The organism is Hyalangium versicolor (assembly GCF_020103695.1).
GTDB lineage: Bacteria > Myxococcota > Myxococcia > Myxococcales > Myxococcaceae > Hyalangium > Hyalangium versicolor.
This window is the reverse complement of sequence record NZ_JAHXBF010000009.1, coordinates 429752-448868: the sequence shown is the minus strand read 5'-3', so window position 1 is coordinate 448868 and position 19117 is coordinate 429752. Positions and strand designations below refer to the sequence as shown.

General features: G+C 67.7%; 20 protein-coding genes. 11 read left to right on the top strand and 9 right to left on the bottom strand.

Annotated features, from left to right (window positions below):
- Window positions 1-119 precede the first annotated feature (119 nt).
- Window positions 120-413 carry a hypothetical protein gene (locus KY501_RS21165; RefSeq protein WP_224365026.1) on the bottom strand — a complete coding sequence of 98 codons (294 nt, stop codon included), beginning with the start codon at window positions 411-413 and terminating at the stop codon, window positions 120-122.
- A 106-nt stretch (window positions 414-519) separates the two neighbouring features.
- Window positions 520-1323, bottom strand: a complete 804-nt coding sequence (gene map, locus KY501_RS21160; protein ID WP_224365025.1) for a type I methionyl aminopeptidase — start codon at window positions 1321-1323, stop codon at window positions 520-522.
- Window positions 1324-1424: 101 nt separating this feature from the next.
- On the opposite strand from map, the gene KY501_RS21155 reads away from it, so the two are divergent.
- Complete coding sequence (locus tag KY501_RS21155) at window positions 1425-1706, top strand: LysR family transcriptional regulator (RefSeq protein WP_224365024.1); 282 nt, start codon at window positions 1425-1427, stop codon at window positions 1704-1706.
- A 46-nt stretch (window positions 1707-1752) separates the two neighbouring features.
- Here KY501_RS21155 and KY501_RS21150 read toward each other — a convergent pair whose 3' ends face one another.
- Both KY501_RS21150 and KY501_RS21145 read right to left on the bottom strand, forming a co-directional pair.
- The gene (locus tag KY501_RS21150; RefSeq protein WP_224365023.1) at window positions 1753-2922 is read right to left on the bottom strand and encodes an esterase/lipase family protein; all 1170 of its coding nucleotides are present in this window, start codon (window positions 2920-2922) and stop codon (window positions 1753-1755) included.
- A gap of 131 nt (window positions 2923-3053) precedes the next feature.
- Entirely contained in the window at window positions 3054-3509 is a 456-nt protein-coding gene (locus KY501_RS21145) for a hypothetical protein (protein WP_224365022.1), read from the bottom strand.
- Window positions 3510-3954: 445 nt separating this feature from the next.
- Here KY501_RS21145 and KY501_RS21140 point away from each other — a divergent pair, with 445 nt between their 5' ends.
- Both KY501_RS21140 and KY501_RS21135 read left to right on the top strand, forming a co-directional pair.
- Entirely contained in the window at window positions 3955-4512 is a 558-nt protein-coding gene (locus KY501_RS21140; protein ID WP_224365021.1) for an adenylate/guanylate cyclase domain-containing protein, read from the top strand.
- Window positions 4513-4543: 31 nt separating this feature from the next.
- Window positions 4544-5191, top strand: a complete 648-nt coding sequence (locus KY501_RS21135; protein WP_224365020.1) for a glutathione S-transferase family protein — start codon at window positions 4544-4546, stop codon at window positions 5189-5191.
- Window positions 5192-5209: 18 nt separating this feature from the next.
- Here KY501_RS21135 and KY501_RS21130 read toward each other — a convergent pair whose 3' ends face one another.
- Complete coding sequence (locus KY501_RS21130) at window positions 5210-5809, bottom strand: HAD family hydrolase (protein WP_224365019.1); 600 nt, start codon at window positions 5807-5809, stop codon at window positions 5210-5212.
- A gap of 129 nt (window positions 5810-5938) precedes the next feature.
- Between KY501_RS21130 and KY501_RS21125 the strand changes: the two genes are divergently transcribed.
- Window positions 5939-7336 carry a hypothetical protein gene (locus tag KY501_RS21125; RefSeq protein ID WP_224365018.1) on the top strand — a complete coding sequence of 466 codons (1398 nt, stop codon included), beginning with the start codon at window positions 5939-5941 and terminating at the stop codon, window positions 7334-7336.
- Window positions 7337-7382: 46 nt separating this feature from the next.
- Window positions 7383-8675, top strand: coding sequence for a hypothetical protein (locus KY501_RS21120; protein ID WP_224365017.1), 1293 nt, complete (start codon window positions 7383-7385; stop codon window positions 8673-8675).
- A gap of 23 nt (window positions 8676-8698) precedes the next feature.
- Here the strand turns inward: KY501_RS21120 and KY501_RS21115 are convergent, their stop codons facing one another.
- Window positions 8699-9133 carry a host attachment protein gene (locus KY501_RS21115; protein ID WP_224365016.1) on the bottom strand — a complete coding sequence of 145 codons (435 nt, stop codon included), beginning with the start codon at window positions 9131-9133 and terminating at the stop codon, window positions 8699-8701.
- A gap of 174 nt (window positions 9134-9307) precedes the next feature.
- Between KY501_RS21115 and KY501_RS21110 the strand changes: the two genes are divergently transcribed.
- From KY501_RS21110 to KY501_RS21085, 6 genes are all read left to right on the top strand, one after another.
- Window positions 9308-10471, top strand: coding sequence for a M20/M25/M40 family metallo-hydrolase (locus KY501_RS21110; protein ID WP_224365015.1), 1164 nt, complete (start codon window positions 9308-9310; stop codon window positions 10469-10471).
- Between the two features lie 52 nt (window positions 10472-10523).
- A complete protein-coding gene (locus tag KY501_RS21105) occupies window positions 10524-11786 on the top strand; it encodes a PEGA domain-containing protein (protein WP_224365014.1) in 1263 nt (420 codons plus the stop codon).
- Between the two features lie 2 nt (window positions 11787-11788).
- Window positions 11789-12040 (top strand): hypothetical protein, encoded by a 252-nt coding sequence (locus KY501_RS21100; RefSeq protein WP_224365013.1) that lies wholly within the window; start codon window positions 11789-11791, stop codon window positions 12038-12040.
- A gap of 137 nt (window positions 12041-12177) precedes the next feature.
- On the top strand, window positions 12178-13365 hold the full coding sequence (locus KY501_RS21095; protein ID WP_224365012.1) for a PEGA domain-containing protein: 1188 nt from the start codon (window positions 12178-12180) through the stop codon (window positions 13363-13365).
- Window positions 13366-13528: 163 nt separating this feature from the next.
- The gene (locus KY501_RS21090) at window positions 13529-14977 is read left to right on the top strand and encodes a serine/threonine-protein kinase (RefSeq protein ID WP_224365011.1); all 1449 of its coding nucleotides are present in this window, start codon (window positions 13529-13531) and stop codon (window positions 14975-14977) included.
- Entirely contained in the window at window positions 14949-15701 is a 753-nt protein-coding gene (locus KY501_RS21085) for a tetratricopeptide repeat protein (protein ID WP_224365010.1), read from the top strand. Before KY501_RS21090 ends, KY501_RS21085 begins: the two co-directional genes overlap by 29 nt.
- A 61-nt stretch (window positions 15702-15762) precedes the next feature.
- Here KY501_RS21085 and KY501_RS21080 read toward each other — a convergent pair whose 3' ends face one another.
- From KY501_RS21080 to KY501_RS21070, 3 genes are all read right to left on the bottom strand, one after another.
- Complete coding sequence (locus tag KY501_RS21080; RefSeq protein WP_224365009.1) at window positions 15763-16308, bottom strand: FHA domain-containing protein; 546 nt, start codon at window positions 16306-16308, stop codon at window positions 15763-15765.
- Between the two features lie 136 nt (window positions 16309-16444).
- A complete protein-coding gene (locus KY501_RS21075) occupies window positions 16445-17293 on the bottom strand; it encodes an ATP-grasp domain-containing protein (RefSeq protein ID WP_224365008.1) in 849 nt (282 codons plus the stop codon).
- A 71-nt stretch (window positions 17294-17364) separates the two neighbouring features.
- Complete coding sequence (locus KY501_RS21070) at window positions 17365-19065, bottom strand: membrane dipeptidase (RefSeq protein WP_224365007.1); 1701 nt, start codon at window positions 19063-19065, stop codon at window positions 17365-17367.
- Between the last annotated feature and the right edge of the window lie 52 nt (window positions 19066-19117).

Sequence of the window (19117 nt, the reverse complement as noted above, 5' to 3'; positions counted from 1 at the left end):
CACCTGACACAGCAGCAAGCCAGAGAAGGGGCTGGCAGGCTGCCTGTGCCTGCCTTGTACTAGGTTGGCTGCTGGGGAAACACTACAGGTTGAGCCTGCTCACCCAAGGTCAACACCCTCTAAGCGAAGACCTTGTTGTACGGGTCCTCCGCGGAATCGTCGTACGGCACTTCACGATTCCCTCGCGGGACAATCGTCTTGATGGACAGGACGCCGCCGCGCATCTGGCGTGGGCGGAAGATGCCTTTGGCTCGAGTGGCGAAGCGATACGTCTCCCCGCGGAACGAGAACCCCTTTCGAATGTGCTCCCAATCCAGCACGGGACCGTGGAGCCGAGTCAGCTCAGCAAGCCGCTGGAATGCGGCGAGCCGTACGGGCATCTCGGCGTCGGCGGTGAGGGGGGCGCTGGGCATGGCCGTGAGGTGGCGGCCAGCCTATCACCCGAAGAAGAGGGAAAGTGGATAATCCGGAAAAGACCCTTCTCTTTGAGAGGCACGTGTGCAGCGCCGAGGAGGCCTCTCAAACTCCGAGCGTCTGCTCTGGTTCGGGGAGGATTCTGGAGGCCGCAGCAGGCAGCCGGGTGAGCACCTCGCATCCTTCGCGTGTCACCAGGATGGTGTGCTCGAACTGGGCGGAGAGGCTCCCGTCCGCCGTCACCACCGTCCACCCGTCCGGCAGCATCCGTATGCCCGGGCGGCCCAGATTCACCATGGGCTCGATGGTGATCACCATCCCCGAGCGCAGGGTGATGCCCGTGCCGCGCTGCCCCACATGGGACACGTGAGGAGGACCGTGCATCTGGTGGCCAATGCCGTGCCCCCCGTACTCCTTCACCACGCTGCAGCCCTCGGCTCGCGCCAGCTCATCGATGGCCGCGCCGATGTCCCCCAGCTTCGCGCCGTGCCGCACCACGGCGATGCCCGCGTCCCGGCATCTGCGCGCTACGTCCACCAGGTGCCTGGCCTCCGCTGACACCTCGCCGATCAAGAACGTGGCCGAGGTATCTCCGTGGAACCCGTTCAGGCACGTCGTCACATCCACGTTGACGATGTCCCCGGGCACGAGCTGCTCGTCCGCCTGAGGGATTCCATGGCAGACCACCTGGTTGCGGCTCGTGCACACCGACGCGGGGAAGCCGTGGTAGCCGAGCTGGCTCGGTTTGCCGCCGCGCCGGGCCGTGTCCTCTCGCACCCACGCGTCGATCTGCCCGGTCGTGACACCGGGAGCCAGCCGCTCCGCGATGAACGCCAACGTTCCGGCCGCTGCCTGCCCAGCCAGGCGCAGGCGCTCCACCTCGGTGCCCTTGAACAACGGAATGCTCATGGTGAAGCAAGGTGCACCCCGCTGAGTGAAGCGTCCAATGCTGTTTGGGAATGAGGAGGGGGCCGTGCCTGTGCGGCCGGGCTGCGCTAACATGCAGGACCGTGAGCCTCACGCACATCCAGTCCTTTGTCGCCGTGGCCGAGGAGGGCCATGTGGGCCGAGCTGCCCGCCGGCTCCACCTCACCCAGCCTCCGCTCAGCCGCCACATCCTCGCGCTCGAGGACGAGCTTGGCACGCCGCTCTTCGAGCGCACCCCCCGCGGCATGCGCCTGTTGCCGGCGGGAGAGGCGTTCCTGCTCCACGCTCGCCGGATCCTCGCCGAGGTGGACACGGCGGTGATCACGGTGCGGGGTGTTGCAGGAGGCCGCCCCGGCGCTTCTTGAGTTCCCCACCGTTCAACGGCTGCCTCCCGTGCAGCCGCTTGGGCAACTACAAGACAGGCCTGTCCCTCGGCGCCGTGCTCACGGGCTCCTCGAGCACGAAGTCCACCACGGACTTCCACACCTTCTCGAACTGCGGACGCCGGAACCCAGAGCCCGAGATGAGCCAGTCCACGTGCGGCGGCTGGTGCGACGGCTGATCGAAGTGGCCAATGGCGTCCAGGTGGTCCGCTCGCACCGCGCCAATCACCTTCCCGTAGACCTGCGAGCGCGTCGGGACGATGCCATCACACGCCTGCGGCCCCGGCAGCGCACCGAACGCCTGCACCAGCGCCGCCGTCTGCTCGGCGGTGTGAAGCGGAATCTGGTTCAGCGGCATCCGCAGCGTCTGCCCGTAGAGGAACGCGTACACGGTGTGGGTGATCTGTGCGTACGGATCCAGCCCCGCGGACACGCGCGTGCGCAGCGAAGGCGCTCGGGCCTGCGTCACCACCGAGCCGTAGCGCACCCCGGGCCGGTCCTCGCACCCCGCGTTGAACAGATCGATCCCCTCGGGCGTGAGCTGCGGAATGAGCGAGGTGTCGTTGCCCACGTCCGCCAGGAAGCGCGAGACGGCCTCGCGCCGATCCGCCGAGAAATCTCCCAGGAGCTGATCGAAGAGCTGATCCAGGATCGTCTGCTTCCAGCCCAGCAACTGGCCGTCTGCCCGGGACAGCAGGTGCCCCAGCCGGAACGCCACCTTCAGCGGCAGCCGCCCGAAGCGCAGCACGTACACGGTGAACAGCGACAGGAGCTTCAAGATCTGCTGCCCGAACAACCCCATGAAGAAGGACGCCAGCGGAGTGCCCGCATGGGGCGTGGACACGGTGACCACCGTGCGCACCCGGCTGGCGTAGGGGTCCAACTGCAGCCCCTCGCGCAGCGAGGCCGTCGGGCTGACGAACAGGCGCGAATCCAGCCCTCCCGTGGAGTGGCCGATGAGGTGGATGGCCCCCTCGTCCATGCCCGCTGTGGCCTGGATGCCTTGGAGCAGATCCACCGACCGCTGCCGGATGGAGGCGGTGGGGTGTGAGCGGATGGCCACGACTTCGGCCTCCACTCCTCGCCGGGCGCACTCCGCCTGCAGGAAGTCTCGGACGTGGCCGAAGTAGACCAGCTCGCCCAGGTTGGTGAAGCCGAAGAATCCGGGGACCAGGTAGATGTGATGCTTCACGGGCATTCCCGCCAACCTTCCGGCCTCTTGGCTCCCGACTCAAGCTCCATGCTCGATCGGCCGCGAAATTCGGACTCCCGCAGGGTCCGCCGCAGAGACAGGAAGCCTACTGCCTGCCTCCGACCTCCGGTTCCACCCTACAGGGAAGGAACGCCAACAGGTCGCCCCTTCCCCCCTTTGAGGCCGAGCGCCGCCAGGGTGGCTTCCACGTGCCCTCGGTGTTTCTTGAAGGCTTGGAGGAACGCCTGCGTCGCATGGAACAACACGGGGTCGCGCAAGGCTGTGCCGCGTGTCACCCGTCGGCCATGAGACGGCTCATGCGCCGTGGCTTCCTCCAGGAAGTTCAGGACGTCATGCACTCCCAGGAGCATCCGGGCCGGTCGGATGTCCATGGGCTGGCCCCACTTGTTGATCCACGTGGCATGACGCCAGCGCAGCCACAGGTTGAACGCCTTGTGCCCACCGGAAGTGCCGAGTACGGACCGGAGCAGCTCCGCCTGCTCGCCGCGATCCATCCAGTGCTGTCGCGACTCGAGCTGCCTCGGGGCTCGGAGATGCTCGCGCTTGAACGGATCCTCGAAGGCTGTGGTCACCCCGCGGCGCCTTCGAACGCTTCCGGATCGCGCTCGAAGCGGGCCATGTCGCCGTGCACAGGGCAGGATCGAGCGGCTCATGTCCCGTGTCTTCTCTTCGCCGTACACCATGGATGCCTCCCGTCGCCGTCGACAGGTGCCTGTCCCACACCTGACGTGACTCACATACCCACGGGCCCTCACTCCCAGTGTGAACTGTGAGACATGGAGGCTTGCGCGTCGCGTCAGCGATGGCCATGCCTCATGAAGTCCAACTGCGGCGATCTCCTCTCCATGTACGTGGTGCTCCTTCCTCGGGAGCTACCGGGTGGCTCGACCTGTCCAAACGGGCACCCGGCTGGGAACAGGTTCGGTTCATGAGTTAACGTTCCCTCCGGTCCGGGGGGGAGAGAGGTTTTGAATGGTGGAGGCACCGGAACCCCAATGTCCCGAAGTCCGGGCAATCATGTTCACAGCCATGGCCCCGTCCGGCTCCGAGGAGCCGCGAGGTGAGGCCCTGGAGCTGGCGTTGCGAGAGGAGCAGGGCCGGCTCGTTCGCGAGCTGCTCCCCCGTCAGGGCGGGCGTGAAGTGAAGATGCTCGAGGATGGTTTCCTGCTCGAGTTCGATCGCGGACTGCACGCGGTTCGCTTCGGGCTCGCGCTGCAGGAGGCCGTTGAGCAGCGCAACCAGCTCGTTCCTTCGGAGCAGCGCCTGGAGCTGCGCATCGGCGCCCACCTGGGCCCGGTGGTGCACCGGGATGGAGATGTCTTCGGCGAGGGCGTGAACCTGGCCGCGCGCATCGAGTCGCTTGCCCGGCCTGGCACCCTTTATGTCAGCGAGTCGGTGGCCCGTGAGGTGGAAGGCCACCCGCTCCCGCGTGCCGTGCGGTTGGGACGCGCCGGGCTCAAGAACATCCGCCTGCCCGTCGGTGTGTTCCGCGTCGAGCCGCGGCGCCAGAGCTCGCGCCCGGCCTTCCTGTCCCGGTTCCGCTCGCTCATCACCCACCTGCGCCCAGGGGGTTGAACCCTCGCGCGCGGGCGCTAGGGTTCGGCGTATGTCCGAACTCACGCTCATCCTCGCGTCGAAGAATTACTCCTCCTGGTCGCTGCGGCCCTACCTCGCGCTGGCCCACACGGGGCAGCCCTTCCGCGAGGTGGTCGTGCCGCTGGATGAGCCCGATACCGCCGCGAATATTGCCAAGTACTCGCCGAGCGGACGGCTGCCGGCCCTGCGCCACGGCGCCGTCTCCTTGTGGGACTCGCTGGCCATCTGCGAGTACCTGGCGGAGACGTTCCCTCAGGCGCGGTTGTGGCCGCACGAGCCGGTAGCGCGCGCGGTGGCGCGCTCGGTGACGGCGGAGATGCACTCGAGCTTCTCCGCGCTGCGGCAGAACATGCCCATGGACATTCGTGGTCGGAAGCCGGGACAGGGGCGCGCGCCGGGCGTGGCCGAGGACATCGCTCGCATCCAGGCCCTGTGGAATGACTGCCGGTCCCGTTTCGGGCAGGGCGGCCCGTTCCTCTTCGGGCACTTCACCATCGCGGATGCCTTCTACGCCCCCGTCGTCACCCGCTTCGTCACCTATGACGTGGAGCTGGATGCGGTGAGCCGGGCCTACCGCGACACCGTGCTCGAGCTGCCCGCGCTGAAGGCCTGGACGGAGGCTGCTCGCAACGAGCCGCCCCTCAAGCGCTACTTGTAGGCGCAGCGCTTCCTCGCTCTACAGTCCGAGCGCCTTCAACTGTGCATCGAATGCAGGTGCATCCGTGAAGACGTGGCCACGGATGCCGAGCACGTTGGCGGCCTCGACGAACTCGGGCAGATCATCGAAGAAGGCGGCCTCATGGGGCGCGCAGCCGACGCGTTCCAGGGCGAGCTGGTAGAAGGCGGGCTCGGGCTTCACGTGGCCCACCTCGCAGCTCATGAGCACGGCGTCGAAACGCTCGAGCACCGGCAGCCGAGGCCGCACATACGCCACGTGCAGCGGGTTCGTGTTGGACAGCAGCACCAGCTTCACCCGCCCCACCAGCCCCTCCACCCGCGGCAGCACCGCTTCGTGCACGGTGAAGTGGCTGCTCCACAGCGGAGCGAACTCCTCCATGGGCAGATCCACCCCCAGCGCTCCGCACACGTCCTTGCGGATGCCCTCCGCGTCCAGCTGACCTCGGTTGGCTGCCGTCCAGCCCGCGCCCGTGAGCCGCTGCGACACCTCGGGCGCCGTCAGCCCCGCGCGCTGCCCCAGCCGGTGGAAGAGCAGGGTGTTGTCGTGGAAGACGAGGACGTTACCCAGGTCGAAGATGATGGCTCGTGGCGGCGGCATGGTCCCTCCTTATATCGGGTCGCCGCTTGCGTGGGACTGGCAGCACCCGGTGCATCTCATGTCCCTCGTTCATCCCGGGGCCTGTGAGGTCCTTCCGCCCCTCCCGGGGGCGATGACAGGCTCCTCGCCATGCCACGCCTGTGCGCTTGGGTGCTCCTGGCCCTGCTGGTCTCTACGCAGTTGGGCGGCTCGTGTTCCGAACCCGACGCCGTTCCTCTCGAGGAGTTGCAGAAGGACGTCTCGCCTCCCTTCGACTACGCGCTTTACTGCGACGAGAGCGGCACCCTGGTGGAGAGGCGCTCCGCGGTGCTCCTCGTCTACCGTGCGGAGCACCTTGAGCGCGTGTACGCCGACTCGCGGGTCGGCAACTCGCGCGCCCAGGCGCTCTTGAGACAGTTGGAGGACAGCCTCCGCGCCACCGGCCAGGCGTTGGCCCGGCAATCCCTGGGCATTGTCTGCGCCTCGCTGCCGGCCTGTGTGGTGCAGTGGCACAAGCTGGACGAGTTCATGCCCTCGCGCGGCGAAGGGGGCATGCACCTGCGCCAGGTGATGGCGGCCAGCTTCTCCCACGAAGCCAGGCTCCAGCATGTGAGGAACACCACCATCGCCGCTGTGCTCGACGTGCTGTTGGTGGGCACCGTCCTCAAGCAAGGCGCGGCCGGTGCCACGGAAATGGAAGCAGCAACGGCCGATGCCAGGACCGCAGCAGCTGCAGCCGCTGCTCCGGTAGAGGCTGGAAGGCTGGCGGTGGCAGGCCTGGAGGCCCGTATCGCCGCGGAGGAACTCCCCGCTCTGGAGGCCCGCCTCGCCGAAGCGGAGGCCCTGGAGACAGCCGCACGCCACCCTCGGAGCCTGAAGGAGCTCGCACGCCACCGCCCTGCTTCCTCGCAGCCTCCCTCAGGCCTGGAGGCTGATCATCCGCGCTGGACCAGCTACGTGGCGTACTGGCACCGCCGTTACGAAGAGCTGGCCGGTACACGCCCTTTGCCCTCCGGGGTGACAGAAGCCAAGCCCCCTCTCACCTGGAGCAGCTACTCGGGACTTCTCAACACGTTCCAACGCTCCTTGGAGTTCCAGCGCGCCGTGACACGCTGGCTCCAGCAGGCGGAGGGCTCGCGGCAGTGCATGCCGGGGATGAAGCAACCCCTGGTCACCGACAACACGGGGCTTCAGCTCGAGGGCCGCGCCAACCCCGTGTATGTCGATCAGCTCGCCGTGGACCAGGCGACGCTCAGCCCGGGCGTCCGGCCTTCTGTTCATTCCGTCAGCAACAAGCAGCACAGCTTTGCCGGCAAGAGCGTGAACGAGGCGCTCGAACAATTCAGGGCTGACAGCCAGGAGGCCACAACGAAGTACGGGGGAGTGGTTGAGGTGCGTCGGCGCGGCCACCCGCTCTTCGGCCAGAAAGTGCGGGTCTCGCAAGTGCACCTCGTCTATGACGGGACAGGGCTTTCCTCCACGCTCCAGGAAGAGCTTTTGGCGGCTGCATCCAAAAGGGGTGTCCAACTTCACTTCTATGTCCCCTGACGAGTGGAACAACGCAGACAGTCTTCACCTTGATCTTTTCTCCTCCATGAACCCCATGGACCGGGGCTTCGAGGGGCTGGAGAAAGTCTTGGAGGTCATCGAGTCGCTGGACCCCGAGGTACGGCCAAACAAGATGTCGCACGTCGGTCGTCGTCGGTGGCTGAATTACTCGCGCCAGACTCTGCGGAAACGCATCCATGAGTCCTACATTGGAGAAACCTTCACGTTCATGCTGGTGCGCTCCCATCCGCCGGAGATCATGGTCGACTTCGCGAGCAGGACGACTGAGGAGGGAGTCTTTTGCTCCCTCTCACTGTACCTGCGGCCCTTCTCGTTCCTGCGCGAGCCGGGGCAAGCCGATAAGCGAGCTGCGTACCTCGTCTCCTTCGTTCGGGCCATGGCCTCCCGCCTCCCGCTCACCTTCGGCGTGGGGCACAGCTTCACGGATCTCCGCTTGGGCACCGATCCCACTGTGAAGGACCTGAGCGCGCCCCGGCCCATCTACGAGACGTTCTGGCTCAACGTGTACGGCTCGGCCACGGTGCAGGCCATCGGCCGCGAGCGCCTGTTGTCCACTCCCTCCACCCTCATGGAGGAGTTGCCCCACGGCGCCGTCCTCTGGCTCACACGCCCCACGCCCGCGGACTTCGACTCCGAGGAAGCCCGTCTCGCCCAGGCGCGCGCCCTCGTCCACCTGCGCCCCGAGCTCTCCCTGGACACGACTCTGGCCACCTTGCGCCAGCGCTCGCTCGAGTTTGCTCCCGTCCCCTTGGAGTTCGACCCCGACGTGGCCGACATCCTGCGCAGGGAAGCGGATTTCCGAGGAGTGCTCGGCGGCAAGCGCTCGTTCGTCGAGCGCTTCAACCGCTACCACCCTCCGCCCGTCTCCGAGTGGTTACTCGCCTCTCAAGCTCCCGCGCCGGATGTGGATGACATCCAGGCCGCCATCGACACCTACGAGGGCCTCTACGCCGAGCAGCTCGTCGCCCTGTTCCACACGGAGGTGCCCGAGGTCATGAAGGGCATCCTGGAGGCCCTGCCTCACCTGGACTGGCACCTGTGGAATGCGAACTGGGGCAGGCGCCTGTCCCACGAGCAGCGAGAGACCCTTGTCCCCGCTCTGGGGGCCTTCCTCGGCCGCTACCTTGTGGAGGGGCTCGGTGGGCGCTGGGTGCCTCGCAAGAAGTTGGAAGAGGCTGCTGTCATCATCGGCGACAGGGCATGGCTGCCCTTCCTCCGGGCCCGCCATGCCCTCCAGAATCAGGAGGCGCCTCTGGACTACTCCTGCTCCCAACTCTTCCGCACCGCTCAGCGTCTGGCCCGCGCTCACTCACATTGAAGCGTGGCTCGCCACCCCATGGCCTAGATGACCGGCACCCGGTTGGGCAGATCCCTCGCCGGGACGTTTGAGTAGTCCGCGTCCAGATCCAGCACCACCCGCTGGAGCACCCGCTTGCTCAGTGCCTTGCGCAGCCGGCCGAGGAACTCGGGTGGGGCGGCGATGATCAACCGCTCGAAGTGGTGACCGTCCACGCCCCGGTCCAACCTCCCGGACAGCTCGCGGGCGAACCGCTCGTGCTCCAGCTCCTTGCGCCCATCCGGCTCCGTCTCCGGAGGAGGGCCGTGGAGCGTGCCCGCATTGGGATTGTCCCGCTGCTCCTGCAGCTCCGAGTTGCGCGCCCGGCTCTCGTCGTGGCGGAACTCCTCCAGGAGCTTCCAGTCATCCCCCTTCTCGTCCGCGGAGAACAGCCGCACCCGGCTCGCATTGCCCACCAGAATCCAGAGCTTGTCCGCCATTCGTCATCCTCCCTCTCCATGGAGGGATGCGGAGCCCTCTCGCGCCCGGCAAGCTTCCGGGCGGAGGTGCCGGTTGTGTCGTGTGCCGGGGGAGCGACCACACGGGGCCTTTTCCCCGCCTGTCTGCCTGGCGTATGCCCAGGGGGCCGGGGGGTGGGCCCCGGTGGAGGCTTCATGCACGAGCTGGGTGAAGCAGCGGCCGGTTGGCTGACAGGCAGGTTGGGGGAGATGGAGGAGGCGCTGGCTGCGCTGGTGGAGGTGAATTCATTCACGGAGAACCCTCAGGGCGGCCGCAAGGTGGGCGCGCTCCTGCTCGAGCAGTTCACCGTGCCCGGCCTCTTCGCCGAGGTGGTGGTCAGCACCCGCTACGCGGACCACCTGGTGTTCCGCTCCCGAGGCCGCGCCGGCATGCCTCCCCTGGCGTTGGTGGGACACCTGGATACCGTCTTCCCGCCCGGCAAGTTCGAGGGCTACCGCAAGGAGGGAGCCCTGCGCCGTGGGCCCGGGGTGCTGGACATGAAGGGCGGCCTCGTCGTCATGGCCTGGGCCATCCGCGCGCTGGCGGCCTCGGGCGGGCTGGAGGCGCTCCCTCCCCTGCGCCTGGTGGTGGTGGCCGATGAGGAGGTGGGCTCGCCCGAGGGGCAGGGCATCATCCGCAGCGCCATCGCCGGCTCCCAGGCCTGCCTCGTCTTCGAGTCCGGCCGCACGGGAGACGCCATCATCACCCGCCGCAAGGGCACCGGCGCGGTGAAGGCGGTGGCCCATGGCCGGGCCGCTCATGCCGGCAATGCCCACCAGGAGGGGGCCAATGCCCTCTGGGCGCTGGCCCGCTTCGTAGACTCCGTGCAGCAGCTCACGGACTACCCACGGGGTCTGACGGTGAATGTGGGAAGGGTCGTGGGAGGGCAGGGGAAGAACACCGTGCCGGACCATGCCGAGGCGGATGTGGACCTGCGCTTCTGCACCCGACGTGAGGGGGAGGAGCTCATCCAGCGCTGTCACGCCGCCGCCACCCAGGCCTCCTCGGGCATCCCCGGCACGCGAATCGAGCTGGTCGGTGGCGTGTCCCGAGAGCCGCTCGAGCGCTCCGAGGCCTCCGGGGCGCTCCTGGAGGCCTATGGCACCTGCGCCCATGTCTCCGGCCTGGGCCACTCCGAGGCGCCGTTGATTGGAGGCGGCTCGGACGCCAGCACTTCGTCCGGTATGGGAATTCCCTCCATCGACGGCCTGGGGCCTCGCGGCAAGGGCTTCCACACCGTGGAGGAGTACATCGAGGTGGATACGTTGATCCCCAAGGCCCAGGCCCTCGTGCGCTTCCTGGCCTCGAGATCCGCATGATCTGTCCGCAAGGAGATTCCTTGGAACGGCACGGCGGGTTAAAACCAGGGGTATGCGCCGCCTTGGTTCCCCTCTCTCCGGCCTGCTGACGCTCTCGCTCATGCTGGTGGCTCCCGTCGTGGGCGCCCAGCAAGGGGGCGGCATGGGGCTGGATCTCTCCGGATCCGATTCTTCCCAGTCCGACACCACCGAAAACCCGGAGTCTCCCGCCGGAGGAGACGAGCAACCCGGTTCCATCGGTCTGGACTTGAGTGGTGAGGTGTCCAACTCGGAGTTGCTGCCGCACGTGGCACTGGTCGGGCTGGATACCCCTGAGCGCGCGGGCGCGGCGGTGGCTGGCAAGTGGCTCAAAGGGCTCTTCACCGCCGCCCGCAGCAACGCCCAGTGGGTGATGAACACCCCGCTCAAGGCGGTGCGCGAGAAGCTGGGCAAGGAGTATGGGGCCACCCTGCGCTGCGCGCAGGCCAACTGCTTCGCCGATGCCGCCGAGACCGTCGAGGCCGACCTGCTCGTCACCACGCGCCTGGCGCTGGAGGACGACGGGTGGACCTTCCGGGTGTGGACGTATGACCGGGACCGCAACAGGGTGGAGACGGACTCGGTCACCGGCCGCACGCCTCGGGATGTGAAGTTCCAGAAGGCGGGCGCGGACCTGTTGTCGCAGCAGCTCAAGCGCCTGGCCCGGCTGCGCTCCATCATCGTGGTGAAGGTGAACGTGCCGCAGGCGGTGACCAAGCTGGGCGACAAGACGCTGGGCGTGGGCAACATCCAGCGCAACGTGCCGCCGGGCGAGAGCACCCTCCTCGTCGAGGCCGATGGCTTCACCACGTACAACAAGCCCGTCACCCTGAAGCCGGGAGAGAAGACCTCCGTGGAGGCCTTCCTGCAGCTGCCGGGGCCCGGGCCCGAGGGTCCCGTCTCGGAGGTGGTGGCCGAGGCCACGACCAAGAAGTCCAGCTCCGCTCCGGCCATCCTCAAGCGGCCCGCGTTCTACACGGCCATCATCGGCGCGCTCGCCGTGGGCGCCGGCGTCGTGGTGGGAATGCAGGCCAAGAAGACTGCGGACGACGCGCAGGACACCGATGGTGATGGCATCGCCAACATCACCCGCAAGGAGCGCATCGATCTGGCCAGCCAGGCGAACCTCTCCACGGCGCTGCTGGCCGGCGGCGCCGCCGTGGCTGGCGGCAGCGTGCTGTACCTCGTGCTCATGCCCACCCGGAGCGAGGCCCCCAAGGCCACGGTGGAGCCTGGGACGGGCACCGGAAGCACCCCTAGCACCGCGATTCATCTCCTCGTTGGAGGGAGTTTCTGAACATGAAGGCGCTCTACCTCTCCCTGTGGTGCGCGCTCTCGGGCGCTGCCCTGGGTTGCGTCAGTGGCTTGCCGGATGAGCTGCCCTATGGCTGCCAAACGCAGGAAGACTGCGGCGGTGACAACTACGTCTGTACCGTGCTCCCGGACTCGCGGCGCTACTGCTGCCTGCCCTCGGACGAGCAGTGCAACGGCATCGACGACAACTGCGATGGCATCGTCGACAACGTGTCGAGCGGTTCCTGCAACAAGTGATTCGAGCCAGCGGTTGATACGGGGGATTGCCTTCCTGGCAATCCCCCTGGAGGAGACAGTCGCCCTCCGCCTTACCAGGTGGCTGACTCGTCCATCGGGCAATTCCTTGAGGAAGGACGGCGAAGTAGAACGAGGGGATGCATTCCTTCGGTTTTTCCCATGTCGGCCTGATCTCCCTCTCGCTCGTGCTGGTGGCTTCCCCTGCCGGAGCCCAGGAGGGGATGGGGCTGGACCTCTCCGGCTCCGATACGCCCCAGTCCGACTCCCAGGAGTCCACGGAGGGCGACGCGCCGCAGGGGGGCATGGGCCTGGACCTGAACAGCGAGGACTCCCCCCCGGATCTGCTGCCGCACGTGGTGCTGCTGGGCATGGACACGCCCGAACGCGCCGCGGCCTCCGTGGCCAGCCTGTGGCTCAAGGAACTCTTCCGCGCGGCCCGGAGCAATGAGCAGTGGATGCTGACCACGCCGCCCAGGGAGGTGCGCGAGAAGCTGGGCGATGGCTACACGGCGGCGCTCACGTGCGCCGAAGCTTCCTGCCTGGCCGAGCCCGCGGACACGCTCGAGGCCGACCTGCTCGTCACCTCACGCCTGGCGCTGGAGGATGAGGGGTGGACCTTCCGGCTGTGGATCTTCGATCGAGATGGCAACACGGTGGTGAAGGACTGGGTGACGGGACGCAACCCCCAGGACGGGAAGTTCATGAGTGCCGCCGCCGAGTTGCTGGGAGAGCGGCTCAAGGCACTGGCCCGGCTGCGCGCCCTCCTCGTGGTGACGGTGAACGTGCCGCAGGCCGTGGTGCGGCTGGGCGACAAGACGCTGGGCGTGGGCAGCCTCGAGCGGACCCTCCCCCCGGGCCAGGCCACCCTCATCGTCGAAGCGGATGAGTTCCCCACGTACTCCAAGACGATCACCTTGAAGCCGGGAGAGAAGAACTCGGTGAATGTGTACCTGGAGTCGGAGGGGCCCGAGCCCGAGGGCCCTCCCTCGGAAGTGGCGGAGCCGGTGCGCAAGAACTCCAAGCCCTCAGCGCCCACCGTGTTCAGCCGGCCGGCGCTGTACACAGCGGTGGCGGGAGTGCTGGCCATGGGTGTGGGCCTGGTGGTGGGCATGAACGCCCAGAAGGACGCCAAGCGCCAGGAGACCCTCTCCACGGCGCTGCTGGTGGGGGGCGCGGCGGTGGCGGGGGGCAGTGTGCTGTGGCTCGTGCTCGTGCCCTCCCGGAGCGAGGCTCCCAAGGTGGGGGGGTCGAATCGGGAGCCCGGTGCCGACAGTGGTGGGTCTTCCGCCACCTCGCTCCATCTCGTCCTGGGCGGGAGATTCTGATCAGTTCCCCAGGGATGAGCGCCCAGTGGCGAACACTCTCAGCCCGTCGAGGCATGTGGGGTGTCCATCGCTGGACGGAAGGAAATCTGGAACTCTCCGTGGAGAAGAAAATGGGAGCTGATCGGGTTGCCGTGTCGCTACCTCGTGAAAAGCTTTCGCGCCCATGGGTGGCGACGACTTTTTCGCACAGACCGTGCTGTCGAGCGTAGCCACGCCAGGTGACGCGATGCGGAGCGTTCAGGAAGCCCAGGAGGGAGACGTTCTGGGCAACTACCAGCTCGAGCGGCTCCTGGGAGAAGGCTCCATGGGCCGCGTGTACCAGGCGCGCCACGTGCGTCTGGGTCGGCAGGTGGCGCTCAAGGTGCTCCGCCCCCAGCACGCGCAGGACAGCGGCTTCGTCCGCCGCTTCTTTCAGGAGGCCCGCTCCGTCAACCAGATCAACCACGAGCACATCGTGGAGATCTTCGACTTCGTCGAGGAGCCTCAGCGGGGCCAGGTCTACTGCGTCATGGAGTTGCTGCGCGGCCAGAGCCTCTCCTCCCTGCTGAAGGAGGAACCCCTGTCGCTCGAACGCATCCAGCGCATTGGCGTGCAGGTGTGCGCGGCGCTCGGGGCGGCCCATGCGGTGAGCGTGGTGCACCGGGACGTCAAGCCAGACAACCTCTTCCTGGTTCACCGCAGCGGGCAGCAGGACTTCGTGAAGGTGCTCGACTTCGGGGTGGCGAAGATTCTCACCTCCGAGGGCACGGGCAACACGCTGGACGGGACCATCATCGGCACGCCGACGTACATGGCGCCCGAGCAGGCCGCGGGTCTGCCGGTGGATCACCGCGCGGACATCTACGCGGTGGGCAACCTGCTGTACGAGATGCTGGCGGGACAGCCGCCCTTCCAGGCTCCGGCCTTCGGTCAGCTCGTGGTGCAGATCATCACCCAGCCGCCACCGCCGCTGCCCGCACGTCTGGCGTCGGGAGAGTCCATGCCTCCGGCGCTGGCGGAGCTGGTGCTGCGGTGCCTGGCCAAGGAGCCCGAGGCTCGGCCGCAGCGGCTCGAAGAGGTGACCACGGCGTTGCTGACGTTGGGCCGCAATACGCCGGCGCGCGCGGCTCCGGCCGAGCCGGATGAAGAGGAGGACATTCCCACCCGCCGCACGCTGATGCGGCCGGATGCGTGGTGGTTGCACCCACGCCTGCCCCTGCTGGTGGGGGGTATGGCCCTGGCGATGCTGGCTGGTGCGGTCGCGTGGAACGGGCTGGAGCCGCTGCTGCAGCCTGCTCCCGTTCAGGCTGTGGTGGAGGCGCCTGTGGCTCCCGTCACCCTCACGGTGCGCACCGTGCCAGAGGGCGCGCGTGTCGTCCGGGCGGATACGGGTGAGGCGCTCGGTGTCACCCCGTTGGTGAAGGAGCTGCCGCGCTCCGAGGCGCCCCTGGGCTTGCGCGTGGAGATGGCCGGCTACGCTTCCCAGGAGCGTCAGGTGCGGTTGGATTCGCATGCCGTCCTCGAGGTGCCTCTGGCCAAGGTGAAGCAGGCTCCGCCTTCGCCCACACCTGCGAAGGCGGCTCCGCGCAAGGAGGTGAAGCGCGATGCCCTCATCGATCCGTTCGCGCAGTGAACGCTGGTGGCTGTCCATCCCGTTGCTCGTGCTGTGGGGGCTCGCGCCGCTGAACGCGGCGGGAGCGGAGATCAGCGACGAGGCCAAGACGCAGGCTCGCGTGAAGTACAGCGATGGCAACGCGGCTTATGAGCGCGGCGACTACCGCAATGCGCTCGCATCCTTCAACGCGGCGTACCAACTGGCCCCGCTGCCTGGCTTCCTCTTCAATGTGGGCCAGTGCCACCGCCAGCTCGGCGCCTTCGAAAAGGCGGCCTCCTTCTACCGCAGCTACCTGGCCCTCTCCGAGAACGAGCCCGCCAATGCGGGCATGGTGAAGGAGCTGATCGCGGAGATGGACTCCAAGGCGAAGCAGGAGGCTGCCCGCCGCGCCACGAAGGAAAAGACGGTGATGCAGGCGAAGGCGGCGGAGAAGGATCGTCCCGAGGCGCTCCCCGCCAAGGCCGCCGGGGCCTCGAAGCCGGAGCGCAGCGGGTTGAAGGAGGCCGAGCGCAAGGCCCTGGACATCCGCACGTCGCGAGCGCTCGCGGCGAAGCCGAAATCCCTGCCGCCGGGAGCAGTACCCGGTGCGCCTCGGCCCGAGCAGTCTCGGGAATCCCTCACGAGCAAATGGTGGGTGTGGGCGGGAGCGGGCGCGGCAGTGCTGCTGGCGGGAGGAATCGTCTACGCCGTCACGGCGCCAGACCAGCGTCCGACCACCCTGGGCACCTTCCCCACGCGCTGAGCTCTGGGCCCGCGGTGGAGAGAGGTGCCGCCCGAGTGGTGCCCGAGGGAACTCGAGCCGTTCAGCCGGCCCGAGCGGAGGCCACCTGGCGACTGAGGGTGGCGGCGAGCCTGTCCAGGCGGACGTAGAAGCCGGCGGGATCATGGAAGGTGAGCCGCACGTCCCCCAGCTCGAGCCGTGCTCCAGGTATGAGCGGAGCGGGCTGGCCGGGCTCGAGCGTCACGCCATCGAGCTTCACGGGACTGGATTTGGGCACGGCCTCGACCATCCACTGCCCGTATGGCCCGGTGCGCAGCACCAGGTGCTCGCGCGACACGGTGGCATCGTTGATGACGAAGGCGTTGTGCGAGGCCCGGCCGAGCGGCAGCACGGTGGGTGCGTCACCCAGGGGCACGAGCTCGAAGCAGAGCGCATCGCCCGCGGGCAGGCAGTCGCGCAGATCCGACACCGGAAGCTGGGTGGCGGCGACGTTCTGGCGTCCGGTTTCCGGGACGTTCCACGCGCCGGCCTCCCAGACGAGCCAGGGATGGGGGTACCGGGCCCGGAACTTCTCTTTGAGGACCAGGTGCTGACGAACGAGCAGGGAGAGGAGCAGGGAGCGCGCCATGGGAGGATCGTAAGCACCGTCCCCCCGAATCTCTCGGGCAGGGGACGATCAGATGTCAACGAATGGTCGAAGCTTGAATGCTGGGGGCCTACCGGTGTCCACCTCTCGGCAGGTGAACGCTGAGACGTTAGCAGGACTACAACTTGCGAGCGATGGCCTGGGCGAGTCGGGCTGGGGCTGCGGGGTCGAGGTTGAGGAAGAGGCTGGGCTCGGTGGCTTCGAGCTCCTGGAGGCGGGAGCGGCCCTCGTTGTCGGTGGCGACATCCACACGGGCGTAGAGCAGGGGCTGACCGACGGCGGCGAGCACGTCCTCGGCCAGGCGTAGCTCCTCGGCGAGGGGCTCGAAGAGCTGGGGCTGCTGGATGCCGCGAGGGGTGTCCTTGAGGCCCGGGGGCCGGCGCACGGCGTGGCTGAAGGCGCCATCGAAGAAGAGGTAGGCGCGCTCGCCTTCGGTCTCGAAGGCGGTGAGGTAGGGCTGCACCATCACCTCCTCCAAGGCGGCCAGCGACTGCAGGCAGGCCTGGGCGGCGTCCAGCTGGGCTCGAGCGAAGCGGTACGTCTTCAGGGCTCCGGCGGAGACCACGGGCTTGAGCACCACGGTCTCCCAGCCACGCTCCCGCATGAGCGCGCCGAGATCCACGCTGCCACCGCGAGGGACCCAGACGGTGGGAGTGAAGGGAATGCCCTTGGCTTCGAAGTCACGGAGGTACGTCTTGTGGGTGTTCCAGCGGAGCACGTCGGGCGGGTTGTAGAGGCGGGTGAGGCGCCCCACCTTGGTGGTCCAGGCGACGAAGGCCTCGCGGCGCAGGTGGTAGTCCCAGGTGCTGCGGATGACGGCCACCTTGGGGACGCGCCAGTCCATCTTCGGATCGTCCCAGACGACGGGGCGTGCATCCAAGCCGAGCGCCGCGAGGGCGGGCAGGAGTGGCGATTCGTTGGCGTCGAGCTGGGGCAGGTCGGCGTAGGTGACGATGGCGACGTCCAAGGGGTGAAGCTCCGGAGGCTCCACTGAGGTGAAGCCTGGGGAAAGGGGCAGCCCGCGGGGGGCGGCCATGATCAGCTTACCGGCTCACCGGCGGTGAGGGCGGCGCCTCGGGCCTCACAGGCCTCCCACATGCGGAGGAAGGCCTCGGCCGAGGAGAACAGCGGGCTGAGTTGCGCATCGGTCATGCCCACGTGGGCGAGATCCCGGATGAAGTCCGGCAGCATGCCGATGTGCGCCAGGCCATCGGTGTTGAAGTCGAACTCGCGAGAGCCGGCGCGCGAGCGGACGAAGGGCACGCTCGTGCCATGCATATTTCCCTCGTAGGGCAGGGGCTGCTTCTGCTTCTGCAGCATCTGCTGGACGGGGCGCCGCTTGTGGCGGAGCGAGTCGTCCTTGAGGCCGTAGGCGGCCTCGGAGCCGTAGCGCGGACCGGGTTGTTGGTTGAGCCCGTTGAAGTCGGTGCCGATGGCGACGCCGCCAGCGCCTACTTCGCTCAGCAGGGAGAGCGCGTACTGATAGGACTGGGCCCACGTCTTGGACGAGCGAGCGCAGTCATTGGCCACGGTGCTGCCCGGGAAGTCCTTCACCTCGTGCTGGTTGGTGATGGGCGCGAGCAGGCCGCCGAGGGCGAGGATGCGCCGGGCCTGCTCACGGGTCTTCATATACTCGTTGGCGCGCTTGGCCTTGACGCTGGTCTCCTCGCGGGCGAGGGCCTGCTCGCGGAAGGAGCAGTGCGACGCGACGACGGGGTAGCGTGCCTGCTCGGCCATGGAGATGACGTCATTGGTGCAGCGTTGGGACATGTGCTCGACGTCGAGGATGAAACCCTGGCGCATGGCGGCCTGGAGGAAGGCCTTGCCAGTGTTCGTGAGCCCGAGCCGGTTGACGTGTCCCTGGCCCGGAGCGTTGAGCGAGTAGCCGCGGGGGTAGTGGGCGCGCTGGGTCAGCTCATAGAAGACGATGGAGACCTTGGTCTGGGTGTCGAGGTCCTGCCCGAGCCGGAAGGCGACGCTGGTGTTGCCCTCGACATTCAGGAACTCGCCACGGAGGAAGTGGTTGAGCAGGTTGAACTTGTCGTCATAGACGGCGGCGCCGCCGAAGCTGTTGTTGGCCAGGTGCAGGGGCGTCATCATCCGGAAGCCCTGGTCGCGGAGCCACTGGAGGATGCGCGGCAGTTGCTCGAGGGAGAGGGGCTGCTTGTTGAGGGCGGCGCGATCTCCGAGGAGGCTGTCGAGCGAGTCCACCTCGACGCCCGCGACGATGGCGAGCTTGCCGGCCTGGATGAGCTGGCGGGCGTGGGAGGCGCTCAGGGCGAGCCCCATCCAGTCCGAGTGGCGCTCGGTGAAGCGGCGCAGCTCGTTCATCTGCTTCTCGATGGAGCTCTGGTCCTTGTCGGGGTGGTGTGTCTGGTCCGCGAGCAGCTCGTTGTTGACGGCGACGGAGCACAGCAGGCGCAGCCCGCCGGCATGGGCGCGTTGGAGCCAGTCCACGAAGACCTGCTGGTGGACCATGGTGGTGAAGCGGGGCCAGTGGGCATAGGAGTCATGGCCGCAGGGCCCATGACCGAGGGTGTCCTCGATGAAGACCTGGAGGAGGGACCAGTTCTTGCCGAACTGCCCGAGGCCCCAGGGCCCGTGGAGGTGGATGTCACAGCGGGCGAGGGCCTGCTCCATCTTCCCATCAGGGAAGCCAGACAGCAGGTGCCCACCGAAGCCGAGGTGCGCCATGGTGTGGCAGTGCAGATCGGCGAATCCGAAGACAGGAGAGGCCACGGGAGACTCCGGAGTAGGCGGCGAGAGCTACAGCATGCCCTGGAGGCCCGAC